The sequence below is a fragment of the Mucilaginibacter paludis DSM 18603 genome, assembly GCF_000166195.2.
Taxonomy (GTDB): Bacteria; Bacteroidota; Bacteroidia; order Sphingobacteriales; family Sphingobacteriaceae; genus Mucilaginibacter; species Mucilaginibacter paludis.
In genome coordinates this window covers 934,194-950,130 of the sequence record NZ_CM001403.1, presented here as the reverse complement: position 1 = coordinate 950,130, position 15,937 = coordinate 934,194, and the positions used below count along the sequence as shown (strand labels likewise).

At 44.8% G+C, this 15,937-nt stretch carries 8 protein-coding genes; 3 read left to right on the top strand and 5 right to left on the bottom strand.

Annotated elements, in window-relative coordinates; translation table 11 throughout:
* Positions 1–112 precede the first annotated feature (112 nt).
* The 4 genes from MUCPA_RS04065 to MUCPA_RS04050 form a co-directional block, all read right to left on the bottom strand.
* Positions 113–3,640, bottom strand: a complete 3,528-nt coding sequence (locus tag MUCPA_RS04065; protein ID WP_157543808.1) for a hypothetical protein — start codon at positions 3,638–3,640, stop codon at positions 113–115.
* A 97-nt stretch (positions 3,641–3,737) separates the two neighbouring features.
* A complete protein-coding gene (locus MUCPA_RS04060; protein ID WP_008504619.1) occupies positions 3,738–4,592 on the bottom strand; it encodes a hypothetical protein in 855 nt (284 codons plus the stop codon).
* Positions 4,582–5,547, bottom strand: a complete 966-nt coding sequence (locus MUCPA_RS04055) for a hypothetical protein (protein ID WP_040625703.1) — start codon at positions 5,545–5,547, stop codon at positions 4,582–4,584. The genes MUCPA_RS04060 and MUCPA_RS04055 overlap by 11 nt, the downstream gene beginning before the upstream one ends.
* Positions 5,548–5,581: 34 nt before the next feature.
* Positions 5,582–7,957, bottom strand: a complete 2,376-nt coding sequence (locus MUCPA_RS04050; RefSeq protein WP_008504617.1) for a hypothetical protein — start codon at positions 7,955–7,957, stop codon at positions 5,582–5,584.
* A gap of 472 nt (positions 7,958–8,429) precedes the next feature.
* On the opposite strand from MUCPA_RS04050, the gene MUCPA_RS04045 reads away from it, so the two are divergent.
* Positions 8,430–8,783, top strand: coding sequence for a VOC family protein (locus MUCPA_RS04045; protein ID WP_040627031.1), 354 nt, complete (start codon positions 8,430–8,432; stop codon positions 8,781–8,783).
* A 361-nt stretch (positions 8,784–9,144) separates the two neighbouring features.
* Here the strand turns inward: MUCPA_RS04045 and MUCPA_RS04040 are convergent, their stop codons facing one another.
* Entirely contained in the window at positions 9,145–10,383 is a 1,239-nt protein-coding gene (locus MUCPA_RS04040; RefSeq protein WP_008503844.1) for an IS4 family transposase, read from the bottom strand.
* Positions 10,384–11,204: 821 nt separating this feature from the next.
* Here MUCPA_RS04040 and MUCPA_RS04035 point away from each other — a divergent pair.
* Both MUCPA_RS04035 and MUCPA_RS04030 read left to right on the top strand, forming a co-directional pair.
* Positions 11,205–14,342 (top strand): SusC/RagA family TonB-linked outer membrane protein, encoded by a 3,138-nt coding sequence (locus tag MUCPA_RS04035; protein WP_008504615.1) that lies wholly within the window; start codon positions 11,205–11,207, stop codon positions 14,340–14,342.
* 32 nt (positions 14,343–14,374) lie between these two features.
* Positions 14,375–15,937 (top strand): RagB/SusD family nutrient uptake outer membrane protein, encoded by a 1,563-nt coding sequence (locus tag MUCPA_RS04030; RefSeq protein ID WP_008504614.1) that lies wholly within the window; start codon positions 14,375–14,377, stop codon positions 15,935–15,937.

Here is a 15,937-nt window from a genome sequence, read left to right as displayed (position 1 = left end):
TAAAAATGCATTATCGGCGCAAAGCGGCCAATTGATAAGGGTAGCCTATTGTATTTAAAACTGCCGGCAAAAATTTCTGCCGGCAGTTAAATTAACAAGCACAATTGCTGCGCTATGAAATTGCAAGCTCTAAATTGTCAGGCAAATCTTTGAGTGAAGGGTTAATGCTGAAATTAATGATAAATGCTGCCGTATAGCCTCCAAATATAAGCACGCTAAGAATCCCCACTGGTATAAAAAACGCCTCTACGTTCAGTTCTTTCAGCGAAAGGAAACGCAGTAACTTGCCTGGTATGGTAGCTGTTAAGGTACGGGCAAAAACCTTTCCGTTGGGGTTGCTTGTAGTAGCATATTCAACAATGTAAATAATTGTTTGGGTTGCGCCAACAAGGGTTCTTGATATTTCATTGATCTTTACAATAACGTCGGGTGGCGTTGCAGGGTTTTTCTTTTTGTAGAAATACACAGCAGCCGGAACCAGCAGGCCAATAGCTGTTGCCACATAGCCGATATTGAAGCCCGAACTGCCTGAGCTACCTGTGCTTCCGCAGATCAGTTTACCAGGGTCAACCTCCAGAATCCACGGATTGGTAAATACTGCGGATAAAATTCCGGCACCTGTTGATACATATCCAACGGCATCGTTTACCGTTCCGGTGGAGCTGGCAATGGCAGTAGCTATATCTGCAAAGCTGCCCACAAACATCGAGATAGCATAACCGGCCTTAAAAAGCAGCCTGGCCACTGATTCCTGAGCCGCCGCCGCTGCCGTAGAAAAATCATGGTTTATCCGGCCGCTTATCAAACCAGCCCTCTTTTTCAGGTAGTCGAGCGTGTAGTAATTTTTGAATGCTTGCACCGAAGCCTCGTCTGGAAATGGTGCTACCCCTTCGGATGCTTTATAGATGATATTGGCTGGTATGGCAATAATATACGATAATAACTGTATAGGCCTGAACGAGAGGGTTTCGCCGGTAGCCAGTTTGTATATTTCTGATACGATTGGAATTTCCCACTCCTCATTCATCAGGTTTTTAAATGCGTCGATTACCGAAACGATGATGTCGAGCATGGTTAGGATAACCCCTTTACCAAAATCGAGGGCAAACAGCGCTATGCTTTCCCCAACCTTTACAAGCCCGCTCAGCAGCAGGTCGAGCGCTTTATCGGGGTTGTCCTTAATGTTCGAGAAATAATTTATAGCTTCATCAAACGCCGCCTTTCCATCGCCAAATTCAAAGTTATTCGCCAGGTCCTGCAGCATGATCACCAGATCGTTGATGGGGCTTTCTGCAAAAGATTCGGCAAAACTGGCTTTTACCGTGGTGTCCTTATAATTCTCTTTGTAAGAAATAAACATGGGGTTATGGTCCATGCCGTTTTCAGCTTCGGGCTGCGGCTCTTTATACTCGTTGCCAATGCTCCCCAAACTGGTGTCCGTGTACTTGGCCAAAAAATCGTCAACGGCATCATTAAGGTCCCTTTTAAGGCCGTCAATCCATTGCGCGGCCTCTCCGCGCAAATGCTCTACAGATGCCTTGGTAAAATCAAGGAATAAGTTAGAGTTGTATTCAACAACATGCGCGGTACGTTTAATATCTTCCCAGTTAAAAAAGAAGGCAAGCCATTCGTAAATTTTTTGCGTTGTTACTTTCAGCCAGTTCCATACGCCTTCTACCAGGTTGAACACTTGTTGCGCAGTTTCTACAATCGACTCAAATACCTTGGTAACGCCATCTACTACAATTTCAAACAATACTTTAATGGTGCTGCCAATGGTTACAATAATTTTTTTGATACCGTCAACCACGGCGTTAAATCCACCTTTAATCGCATCCCATACATCTCCCCAGCCGATCCCGAAAATGCCATTAGACGCGTTTGCCATGTATAAGCGTAAATCGTTACTGCTCACATTTCTATAAACCGGGAAGCCCGACGAAAAATCTATTTCCCAGTTGATGCCTGCATTTTTAGCTATATTTAATCCGTTGGTGCGGGCCAGTGGGCTCCTTGCGCGGTTGTGATAAAAATAAACAACCTCATGTTGCTGGTCTGGCTCAACAAGGTTAGCGCTCGATTGCATAATTTTTGCCAGGCTTTCGGCATTGGCCTGCGTTCTGTATTTATCCTGCAGTAAATAGTTGCCGCTTTTGTCTTTGGCATTCAATACATCCGCAGTAGTTGTGCTTTGTATTTTTCCGAGCAATTGCCCGTTTGGCTCAACGGTTATGGGGTTACCGGTACCTGTAAATGGAGTTGTAATATACATGGTGGCACCTGCAAGCCCATTGGAGTTTTGGATGATTGATAACCTGCCCGATACGTCTGTTTTAACCACCACAGTATCAACAATGCTGGGCTGGTAAAATAAGCCGTTTGCAGAAATTGGAGTTTGGTAGGAGGTAGACAGGATAACGTTGGTATTGGGCTGCGGAACTCCATTGGCATCTAAAATAGTGAGATCAACAGAGTGGCCCTGTACACTAATCACTTCTTTCTTTACGCCTTCAACAAGCACTTTATTGGTAAACCATTGCTGCGACTCGGGCGACTGGAAAAAGCGTATAATTTCGTTAGCTGTGGTTATGCTGTATACTTCAGAATAGCCCTGCAAACTGCGCGTAAGTACGTAATTGGTGTTGTTGAACTGCGACCCGAGCGGGAAAAGTACTGACCAGTATTTACCGGCCTTTTGCAGGTAAGTGTAATGTAAATCTCCGCCCAGGCCAATGGCAAATATCTCGATGGTATTATCAAACCTGAGTGTGGCCTGTAACGATTTAAGTTTGGTATTAAAAGGATTGAATGTTCCGGCTATCTGGCTGTCTATTTTTTTCCAATCTTCAAACTCGGTTTTTGTCATTCCGGATAGCGGCTTCTTTTGTTTTTTCTGGTAGAGTTCTCCGGTTTCACTTTCAACCGCGAGGATATTGATCAGCTTTGATTTATCCTCAACTACCGAAAAATGAGCTATTTTTCCGGGCTTCCCTTTGATCAGGGGGGCCAGCAGATCAACCATTGGGGAATCGCGATACCTTGATTCTGAGAATAAAAGGCGTCCATCGTACGATGTGCCTGGCAGCCCGATTGCAAACAGCGATCCTTGTACATCATTATTGGCAACGGTTGATAATTCTCTTACTTTGGCCACATCGCTGGCGGGGTTTTTCACCTGCACCCAGTCTTTTGATTTCCATTGCGGATCAGTGCTGGGGTTAAACATATTATTAACCAGCTTGTCGTCTTCCAGTATCGCTGTTACATAAATGGCTCCTGTGGGGCTCCTGGTGGCGATAAATGATTTCAGCTTTCTGCCCACCTCGTTAGCGGGTTCAAACAGCCGTTGCTGATAGGCGCCGTTTTTGATGGTGCTTATGGTGAGCCTGCTGCCGGTGTCGAGGCCTAAGATTGCCGGGCTGTTTGCGTCCCCTTCGGTTGACAGAAAAAGGGATAGTTGCGATGCCTGTATGCCAAGGTCTGCGGCGGTATAGGGCGCTTTTTCATCGCCAGCGGGGCGCAGGCGGAATACTTTTAAGTCGGTGCCCGAGGTATAGATATCGAGCATGCCGCCCACGTTTAAAAAAGGTTTTATGCTCCCTCCGCCCAGTACCGGTTGTACCTTTTGGAGTGTTTCCATATATTTTGTTGAAACACGCATTAACGGCGATTCCTGAGCTTCTGCTATTTGCAAATATGTTTTTGAGGTAATCATGTGATTTAGGTTTTTAAATAGGTTAGTGTAATGAACTGAGATAATTGATTTTTCTTATTTTTTGAAGCGCTGGCGAAAACCATAACGGCCTACCGTGCGCATTGCAGCATATCGGCCTGTTTTCTGAAAACGGATCATCTTTGTCGGCCGATAGTTGCTTTGTTAACTGCTGCAAAAGTGGCTCTGTATTGGGTACTCCTGCCTTAACGGTTCGTTGAGTGGCAAAATACAGCTCCGCGCGATGGGCGTAATAGGGGGCAATCAACCGCAAGGCACTGTCTTTTGTTCCATACAAGTTTACCGCATTGATAATCAGGTTTACTGTAGCACTGGTTATTTCTTCATTCCCGAAGCCAGCCTCATGATATAGCGCCAACACGTTCAGGTTAACACAGCAATCAATGGGGTTGTCTCTGATTGTTCCATTCATCCACGTTCTGAACAAAGGCCGACCCACCCAGCCACGTTCATGATCTGCAACGAAGGTCATCCTGTGGGGCTCAAGCTGCGTAGCAACCAACTCTTTAATTTCGGCCGGTGTTCGTTTTCCGGCTTTGAGTAAAACAAGTAACGCTAATGCAGAGTCATCACAATCAGCATCCAAACGAATATCAAATCTGGGGCTGCTCCCCGCGTATGGATAAAAACAGAAACGGCCTTTGCTACCCGGCTCCTGGCAGTTTTCAATAAACCCGATGCCACGGTTTATGGCCTCTTGCAACCGCTCATCTGCAGTGTCCGAAGCGATATGAATCAGTTCGAGCAAAACAAGTGAGGTAATAAAACAATTCTCGTCGGCAATTATTTCGGCCCCTGCCTGCACATATGATGGGAAGCCGCCGTAGGCCGACTGGTATTTTAATACTTCACACAGCATGGCCCAGCATATCTTCAGTCAAAAAAGGGCTTAAGCCCACTGTAAACTGAACGCCGCCCTCTTTTGCTACAACAAAGCCAACCATGCCGTGGTAGGTATTGATACAATAATCGGGCGTTTCAAGTGGCTGCGATAAGAGCTTGTACTGCTCCATGTTCCAACCCTGATGATCGCCTAACCGCAAAATGGCATGCCTGATCTGGAAATCGGGGCCAAGCATGGATTGCGCAAAGGCATACAAAGTAAACGCTTCGGCAACACCCTGTGCATTAAATGATACGCTGAAACCTATATCGGGCATGGGGTAATGCTGGTTTATGTTTCTGTAAACAAGTAATTTACAAAGGTATTCTACATCGGCGCCAAGCAGAGGGAGCTTATAAAACGATAATATTTTATCAATATCCGCAGGATACATAAACGAAGCCTTATAATAAACTTCAAAGCTTCCACTATCGGCCTGCCAGCCAAACATAACAGGTAAAATGCCCCGCTCCATAACCCTGGCTATATCCGGGATATGCTGCCCCAGTACGTTTTGCTGCCGCGTTGCCGGTGCAATTTCAACATATAACTTGGGTACTGCCCTCGAGGGCCTTAAGCCCAGCCATGCACCGTATCTGAAAGATTGCGGTGTGCTTTGCAGGCATGCGTACAGGTGGTTGATAATGATTTGCCCTGTGCCGTTATCCCTTGAATCAGATACTTTTTTTAGGCTTTTGGAAAATCGTGTTTCCTGATCGCTATACATATCTTCATCTATGGTACACCGAACCTGGTAGTTTGGCCATACAAAAGCCAGCTCAATAGGTATCCCCCTGTTGGTTAGCCTGCTGCAAAGCCCGGGCTGCTGTAAGTATGGGCTTAGGCAAGTAGCCAGTTGTGCGGTGGCACAACTGGCATTGCCCGAAATAAGGCTTGCAAGTATAGACTGAACTGATAAAATGTCCATCATCAAAAATGGTTATGATATGCAGTAAATCTGTTTATTAGGCACCGGTATATTCGGCACCCTCGCGCAAGGATACCAGTTGATGCGAAAATGTTGGCTTATCACTGGTGCCATCTGCCGGAATAATTACAACCAGTCTGTTGATCGGAGTTTCAGGCATATAGGTGTCTGGTGTGCCGTCATTATGAACATACTGCACACCTATCCAATAAGAAACTTCTGCACTTTTATCAGCCATCAGCGCGTAGAAATACTTATTTAATACAGGTTGCGAGGTACCATTCGGGGTTGTGGCTAAAATAGACGAATTATTCTGTTGTTCGCCTGTCACTTCTTTGCGGATGGCCTGGCTTTCTTTCTTCCCGGCCGGGAATACAGGAAGGTAATACGACAGATGTAACGGGTTAATCTTAGCAAGTGATTTCATCTGGAACAAGGAGACATTGATCTTAAATACTTTGGTCCAGTCTACACGGCTTGTATCAACTTCAACAGATGGGGGAGGTAATTCTGTACCGGTAAGGGTAAGTGAGAATTTTTTTGCCGACTGGCGGTAGCCATTAAATGGCCGTTCGCCTTCGTCGTAAAAAACGGTTCCTGTAATTTCATAATATGCTGCATCAAGGTTTTGGGGCGCATAAAACTCCCATTTAGGTGAGCGGGGTATTATGCTGCTTTTCCAATCAGGCTCCCATGAAAAGTTCTCGGATTCCTCTACATTATTCTGAGGGTCTTTATACTGAACAGTCAGTTCTGCCAGAACTGTGCCCTGGCCCGCCACCTTTCTGGCCATTAAAGTAAACTCCTGTTTTTTAACAGGCATTGTTACTACCTGCAAATCTGTATTCTGTGAGCCAAATGCCGGGGTTGAATCTTGCACCAATACGCTGGTTGTACCATCCTTATGAATAAAATGATAGGTAAGGCGATAGGCGTAACTGTTTTCAAGCGGCAGGTTGTAAAAGCTGCTGAATACTAAGGCATTCGCATCTCCATTACCCTTCATTATTTGCTTGTCTGCCTTGTTCTTTACTCCCTCGGGTCTGGTAAAATAAAAGTCGATCACCAGTTCAGACACAGCTTTATCAGAGCCGGGAGGTACAAATTCCGAACCTTTAAATGGTATCGCGGAGCCTAAAAACTTAACATTGCGGATGCCAAAATCAGCCGGGTTAAACACAACCCGGGTGTCGTTTGCAGTGATATCCGGGGACTTAAAGCCCTTTGTTGGGCCTTCATAAATTACCTCGTACCGGTAGGTATAATAGCTATTGAATACCCCTGCCTTAAAATCTCCATTAGCTGTAAAAGTGTAGGTCGAATTTTTGCCAACATCGGCAGCACCTCCGGCAGTTGGGTAAAGTGAAAAGGTTTGGGTTGCAACGGTTGGGTAATCTACTGTTACATCGATGCGTTTCACTGGTTGCGCACCATCCTGTGTATTGAAAATGCCCAGCGTTTCAAAAATTACAACCAATTGCCGTAAATCTACCTCGCTAAATACTTTGGCCCATGTTTTATCATCAAATTTATCCAATTCGGCAGCTGTAGTAATAGACCATTCTATAATCTGGTTTTCTACAAAGGTTTGTGTAAATGATGAAGTAGAGGAAACCGGAGTATCAGAAGTTGCAGCTTTTTCTGCAGCATCAATGGCCTGGCTCACCATCTTTTCGAGCGTTGTCCAACCCCATTCTTCTACCCTGAAGCGTAGTTCGTCACTTGGTGGTTGGCCTTTCCATTCGATATTAACTTTGCCGGCACCCGACTGCCTCAGGTTTTTCTTTACACCGGTAATTACCGTATACGAATTGCCCCAGGTGTCTTTTTTTTGTTGTGTTTGTTTTTCGTACTCAATGGCTATAGCGGCATCATAGGAAACCGTTGCTTCTACACTTGGTAATGTAGACAGGGCAGAAAGCTGGTATTGTACACGGAATGGAGATACCGTACCCGCGTTGGAATGGAAAGCATCAATAAAGGTTTTAACTGCATCTTCTGAAGACAGGTCGACAGTAAATGTTACCTTGTTTTCGCCGTACATGGATGGGGTTGCGGCCAGTTCTATTTGTTCGCCAGGCACTGAATAGTTAAAGAACGCCATTGCAGATACCCAGTCAAATTGCGCGAACACGTAATCTGGCAATTCTTGCTGTACGGCTTTGCGGGCTTCATCCGGAACCTTTAGTTCCACATCGAAAACACATTTGCCGTAAGTTCTCTGGTCGCTCTTTTTGTACCGGGTTAAGGAAAAGATAGGTTCGCCCGTTGCTGCTTTTCTGACAAAAAATGGTAGTGGGACTACATACATTTTTTTTGTTGCGGGGTCGAAGTCAAAATATACAGTGACATTTTTGGTAGCCCCAGAGCCGTCTTGATAGAAGACGATTCTCGAATTCTGAATATTGATCATGATTTTAGGTTTAGTACCAGCAAATATTAAAATTATTTTTTAAATTACAATAAACAAAGAATAAATAAATTAAAATAAATCTATCAACCTGATTTTGTTTTGTAAGTATTTGTAAAACAGATATTTGAATATTTAAATGATATTTATGTATTGTTTTTTTAGGTATTAAAAAGCCTTATATTTTACTTTGTGCTGCCTCGGGCATCGTCTTCCAATATCTAAAAACTGCGTGTTAGCCTTTTATCCGTACAAAAACTCTTCGTTCTATCATCGCCCAGATAGGGCATACCCTCCGCTTTTTGAGAATTGAACTGCACAGGCGCCGGTATTTTTGTATAATGGATTGATAATGGGGGAATTGATTAAATGTAAAGTTTGTATGTCGCGTTTCATAGTGTCCTGGCATTACCACTGTGCGGGCTATAGATTAGCGGCGGATATCTTGTTATTATATTTGATCAAAAAAAACAGCATGAAATTTTTATCCTTAGAACCCTTTGTTCCATCGGGCAGTAATTTTGAAGCTTCTAAACAGTTTTTTCAGGAATTAGGCTTTCATATCAATTGGGAGGCAGATGGTTATGTCGGCCTCCAGCGCGACGAATGTAGGTTTATCCTACAGCAATTTGAAAACGAGACATTTGCGCAGAATTTTATGCTGAGCGTAAAAGTAAGCAACGTTGAAGAGTTTAGAAGCAGTGTACTTGATAAGCAGCTCCCCGAAAAATATGGTATCCGCATAGGGCAGATCACCCCACAATCTTACGGCCGCGAAGTGAACGTGATTGATATTGCCGGAGTTTGCTGGCATTTTGTTGAGCAATGATTAGTTTGTTGTGTTTTTTAAATTTGGTGTTGGGGAATTTTTAAAATAACGATGGGCATTGCGATGCCGATGTTAGCGCAATTAAATTGAATTAATTATCTCATTATCAATTTGATAAAATAAAAAAAAGCGGCGGGAATGCGCGATTGCCCTCTCGAGAGCATAGCCGTCAATTTAAGTAGCTGTACTCATATATTGTTGATTTTCAGTTATTTAATTTTTAGGCGCGGTTTGCCCGCATGGGCAAACCTATGTATTTTTACTCTCATATTTTTCGTTTTTTAAGGCGGGGAGGTTTAGATGACCCCGCCTTTCTTATTTTTGTTTAACTATCTAAATATAGTATTTAAATATCTAATAATCAAATACTTATTACAATTTCTTCTATTTTTAACCTATGTTTTCTGTGCTCTTTTGAAAGGTGCTTTAAGTTTAATTTCTCCAACAGAGCTAACCACTTTGAGCATATCCCTAAAAGCTGCGCTCGCAATTCTTCTTTCGTAGAAGCGATTAGTCGATGCACCTTTAAAACACTAATTTGACCTATCTTACCGATAGCCATGCATATTTTCCAACTCAAAACTGCCCAGATCAACTTACTGTATAATATACTGGTTATACGATCCGAACTTCCTTTGGGGAACGTGTGTATCTTTAAAAACGACTTCCATGCTTTAAAAACCAATTCTATCTGCCATCGCAGGTGATATAACTTTTGGATCAATTCAGCGCTATATTTTTCGCTCACCAGGTTGGTAACAATAAAGTTAAACCCTGCCCGCTCTTTGAATCCCTTACTGGTGGTACTGCCTTTCTTTTTATTGTACTTTTCAGTATTGGCTATCCGCCTTGCCTTGAGCTCTTCACTTACCGGTTCTATTATTATCCTTACCGGCATCTTATCAGCTCCGATATATACCTGTTGATCAAATACGCCGGTTATGCCTTGTAGTTTCGACAACTCTAACTTTTGGTATTGGTCGTCCTTTAATAGATAAATCGTTGTTTTCGGACATAATTTATTAATAAAGAAAGCTTTGACTTTGTTAATATTGTTCATATAACTCAAGTGAGTGTAACCCAGATCTCTCATATATAATACCCCCGGCTGAATTGATGCCTTGTCCAGATGACTCTCACCCTGGTCATTTGCGTTGGCCGGAGTTACTTTGATATCGCTTTTACCACTTTTGATTTCAAATTCAAATTGTACAGATGCTCCCGCTTTCATCCCACTTCCTTTTGTTCCGGGGAATGTCTCTGCAATAACTTCCGGCAACGCGAAACGGGTAGAATCTTTGATACGGATCTCCAAGCCCTGTGTTTGCTCTTGCGGTAACTCAACTGCTATTAATTGCTCAAAAACGGCTTGTACAAACTTTGTCATATTGCTGTGATGTCTTTGATGCAATGCCTGCTTCGAAATATCAAGCCCATCCCTCCGCATTAACTGCATACTCATGCCGTTAAACGATTGATCTCCATCAAATAACGCCATATCCAATAGTTCCTTGCCTCCCACTTTTCGTTTGCGTTGTATAGCCTCTGTTTTACGGGCCAGGCCATCTAACACCGTTGGTTCAAATAGTTCCGAACTCATTCGCTCGAATAATGACTGCAATTTTGCAGTTCCGATTCTTGCTCTAAAAAAATTTTATCCCTTTTTTTTCTAAAGTTGACGGCTATGCTCTCGAGAGGGGCGGGGGGGTGTGTTCTATGCGAGCGATTATAAAGGGTAGAGAGCCTGTATGTTTACCCGCTATTGCCCGCTTTCGTCAGTTCTGTCTCGAACTGCGGGTTTGGTGACTTTTGTATCAATACAAAATGCGTAGCAATCATTCAGCGCAAGAGGCACACGCCACAGCCGTGCGCCAGCATCTAAGACGTAACAGCAAAATTCCCCACCACCAAACAACTCAACGGCCCTAAATCAGTGTAATCCAATAAATCATCCCTAATCAGTGGGCACTCTCATCACCACTTTTTTCAAATAAATTTTGCAATAACGCAAGGGTTTAACTAATATTGCATTAAATCTATAGATTTAGTAGATATTAAAGCAAGATGAATACACCGCTTATCCAGCTTACATTTAAATTACCGGTAACCGGCTTCGGTAACCGAATGTGCATGCGTTGCTGCTGTTGCTAATTGGCAGCGGCGATAGCCCCCATTAACATACCGTTTAACTTACGGTAATCACTCATCAAAATCAATTCAAAATAGCTTTACGATAACCAGGAACAGGATCGTAAAGCAACAAATACGGGAGGAAGAATACCATGAAAAAATAAATACCAGGCTAAAAACAAAATAGGGAAAGGGTTAATACCCTTTCCCTGGCAAATCTAAAACAACGAAGCAGGGATCGATTGGCGTTGAGCCTGCTTCATTTATGTCATTTTAAACTACTTCAAAATTATGCAAAATATTGCACAAATAAGGAACAGGTATATCCTGTCCTTAGCGCGGATGAGCTTCCATTTTTATACGGGTATCATCCTGGTTTTTATTACAATAGGGGCATCCGCCCAAAATCAACCCACCATCAACTCCAAATTAGTAGGCCGCGTTATTGATGCCAATACTAAAGATCCTCTGCCAGGTGCCGTTGTACGGATAGAGGGTACCACTCACGCTGTTTCTACCGATCTGGAAGGTAAGTTCAGTTTTGTTACCGGTCAAAAATTCCCATATAACCTCACGGTATCCTTTATAGGCTATGAACAAGCTAAGGTTACCGCTAACGGCAGCCCCATCGTTATCGCGTTAAAAGAGATTGCCAACCAGCTTAATGATGTGGTGGTAGTGGGTTATGGCACGCAAAAACGTAAAGATATTACCGGTGCTGTAGCATCAGTACCTGCGCTGGCATTGGCGCAGCCGTCCCTATCATTCGACAGGGCTTTACAGGGCACCATCTCCGGCGTTCAGTTTACCCAGGCCAGCGGCCAGCCCGGAGCCGGTACCACGGTGCAGATCCGCGGTATTAACTCGGTAAACGCCGTAGCCGAACCGCTATACGTTATTGATGGTTTCCCTACATCCAACAGCAATTCTTTAACAGATGCGGGTGTTACCGGCGGTACAGCCATTAACCCTTTGGCATCCATCAATCCCGGCGATATTGAAAGTATGGAGGTATTGAAGGATGCTTCGGCAACGGCTATCTATGGTACCCGTGGTGCTAATGGTGTTATCATTATTTCAACCAAAAAGGGCAAAGCGGGGCAGTCGTCAATTACCTACGACGGCAGCTATGGTGTACAGAAGATAACCCGGACGCTCGATCTGCTCAACAGCGACCAATGGGCGGCCCTGCGTACCGATGCCTTTATCAATTCGGGTAAGGCGGCACCAACTACGGCATCGCTCTTCCCTTATGGCAATATTAATACCGATTGGCAGGCAGCGGCTTTTCGCCAGGCAGGTGTACAAAACCATACCCTATCGATCTTAACGGGGACGGACCGGACGCGTATTGCCTTTTCGGGAAATTATTCAAACCAGGACGGGATCCTGCAAAATACCAATTTTAACCGCTATGGCGGAAGGCTGAACGTAGAACATGACTATAACGATAAGCTAAAAATATCCGCTTACGTGGCAGGCGGCCATACCACAGCCCAGGTAGCGCCAAACAGTGTGGTGCCTGCCATTTTACTGATGACGCCTACCACGCCGATATACAATGCGGATGGTTCTTTTTTTCTGAAAAACGCGTTCGAAGGGGTATATGGCAACCCCATCAATACGCTGTATAACCAGATCAACACCACAACCACCAACAGGATCCTGTCGAACATATCCGGCGATTACAAGGTAACCAAAGATTTAACGGCCAGGGTATTGCTGGGTATTGATATCATCGATAACAAGCAAAACCGGTATCTGCCGTCAACCGTGTACGAAGGCTCCGGCTACGGAGGTCTGGCAGAAACCGGTACTCTTTACTCTACCAACTGGCTCAATGAAAATACCCTTACCTACGTTAAAAAGTTTGGCAAGCACTCGCTCAACGTGCTGGCTGGCTTTACCCAGCAATCCTTTAAGGCCGAAGGCGCTGTAACCGGTTCTTCTGGTTTTGTAAGCGATTTGAACACTTACAACAACATCAGTTCGGGCAGTGTAACATCCATAACCGGCAGCGGCTTCGCTGTAGCGCCTTCATCGTCGTCCAACGCCTGGGCCTTAAAATCATACCTGGGCCGTATCAATTACGGGTTTAACGATAAGTACCTGTTAACGTTAACCATCCGTGCCGATGGTTCATCAAAGTTTGCCAGCGGGCACCAATGGGCAAGCTTCCCTTCGGCTGCTTTTGCCTGGAACGCTTCGAGCGAAGATTTTTTAAAGAATGTTGAAACCATCAGCCAGTTGAAACTGAGGCTGAGCGCGGGCTTAACCGGTAATAGCGATATCCCGCCTTACCAGTCGTTTTCGCAATTAGGCTCGTACCGTTACAACTTTGGCAATACTACCGTAATAGGTTTTGCGCCAAATACTTTGTCCAACCAAAACCTCACCTGGGAAAAAACCGCTCAATATGATTTTGGTTTCGATTTAGGTTTATTGAAAGACCGCATTAGCCTGGTGGCCGATGTCTATTACAAAAAAACAACCAACCTGCTCATCTACCTGCCGTTACCGGCAACCAGTGGTTTAACCATTATTACCAACACCGCTGTTACCAACCCGCAGCAATTTGAAAACGTGGGTTCGATTGAAAACAAGGGCTTTGAGTTAGGCTTAAATACGCGTAACCTGATTGGCGATTTTAAATGGAACACCGGTATTGTTTTTGCCATTAACCGCAATAAAGTATTGAGTTTGGGCGGTAACGGGGTTAATCAGTTTATTCCCGATTCGTCGTTACCTTCTATTTTAAAGGTGGGCGAGCCTATCGGTTCGTTTATCGGCTACAAAACCAATGGCTTAATACAGGCTGGCGGCACCGCTTTAACACCGGCGGCCAATACATCACCGGGGGGGCAGGCTTATGTTGATGTAAATAACGATGGTAAGATAACACAAGCCGGCGACAGGGTGATATTAGGCAACTCGCAACCCAAATTTACCGGAGGCATCACCAATACATTTAGCTATAAGGGCATCGATCTCAGCGTGTTTTTACAAACCTCGTATGGCAACAAAATTTATAACCAGCAACGGTCCTTACTTGAATTAGGTACCGGTTACACCAACGCCACCACCACCTTGCTAAACCGCTGGACACCCACCAACACCAATACCGATGTACACAGCGCTTACCAGGACCCTGCGGCTACCATATCCGACCGGTTTATTGAGGATGGCTCGTACCTGCGGTTAAAAAACCTGAGTATCGGCTATACTTTCCCCAAGTCTGTCCTCTCCAAATCGCCCATTCAAAAGGTGCGTATCTACGTAACGGGAGTTAACCTGGCCACCTGGACACATTATACCGGTTATGACCCGGAAGTGAGCAGCAACGGGCAGAACGCCATTAGCTCCGGGGTTGATAACGGCGCTTATCCAAACTCCAAATCTGTTGTAGCAGGCGTTTCGGTAACCCTTTAATTATAGATCACTATTAAAGCACACAAAAAATCATGACTAAAATAAAATACTTGTTATTGCTGGCTGTAGGTTTTGGGGCCGTTTCGTGCGCCAAACTTTCAGAAACACCGCAATCATTTATCTCGGCGAGCCAGTTTTATAAAACACAGGCCGATGCCATTGCCGCAGTAACGGCGGTTTACTCGCTGCTTAACGCGGGTTCAAATAGTGTACAAACGCCCTATAACACGCTGTTTAATACCGGGATGAATTTTATGGGCGATGATGAAGGCCCTGGCCCGGGAGCTACCAATGCCGATGTGCGCTCGCAGGCGGTATTGGGGCATTCGTCTACAGGCCTACGCGTGTTACAGATCTGGCAGCAGCATTACGCGGCTATTAAAAAAGCAAATATCGCTATTGATACCATTCCGTCGATATCATTTGATGCTACGCTTAAAGCGAGGCTGGTTGGCGAATCTAAATTTTTAAGGGCTTTATATTACTTTAACCTGGTGAGGTTATATGGCGATGTGCCTTTGGTGCTGCACGACCAAACCTCAATCAACCTGGCCGACCTGCAAGTTAGCCGTACACCGGCGGCTACCGTTTACGCGCAGATTGAGAAAGACCTTACCGACGCATTCGCTGTTTTACCGGTAAGCTATGGCAGCTCCGATGTAGGCAGGGCAACATCCGGCGCGGCCAAAGCATTGCTTTCCAAAGTATATTTAACCGAGAGTAAGTGGCAAAGCGCCGTTACCGCCGCCGATGCCGTAATTGCAACCGGTACTTACAGGTTGCTTACCAATTACCCTGATGTGTTTTTGCCAGCCACAAAAAACGGTGTAGAGCATATCTTTTCGGCTCAGTTTAAATCAAACTCACAGGGGCAGGGCAATAACCAGGCGCCGCGCTCGGTTTTAACGGGTATACCCGGAATAGTATCTTCTTATGCCGATCAAACTGTATTTTACAACGTTACGGACGCTTCAAAACCCGATGGCATCGATCATTATTTCAGCGTGTATAAGCTTTATACTACAGGTGATAAAAGAAAAACGGAAACCTTTGTAACCCGGTTTTTAAGCCCATCAAACGGGCTGTATTACGGTAAGCTGAACGACCCTAAAATAGCGGGCGACTCGGTACCTTTCTTCAATAAATACTGGGACCCCAGTGTAGTTAGCAACCTGAGCGAATCGGGCGCCAATGTGCCCATCATTCGCTACGCCGAAGTATTGCTGATAGATGCCGAAGCCGAAAACGAGCTGAACGGGCCTACCGCTAAAGCATACAGCGCCATTAACCAGATCAGGGCGCGTGCGGGTATTGCCGCATTAACACCCGGTTTATCTCAAGATCAGTTCAGGCAGGCGGTATACCTGGAGCGCCGGTTAGAATTTGTGTTTGAATACCAGCGCTGGTTCGACCTCATCCGCGAAAAAGATCCCTCCGGTACAGGTTATCAGCATGGCATACTTGAGGCGGCTTTATTAAAGGTGGGCAAAACCAATGTCAGCAAAGGCCTATTTGGTAAATTTTACCTGTTCCCCATCCCGCAGCAGGAAATTGATAACAGTAACGGTAAACTCACTCAAAACCCCGGTTGGTAA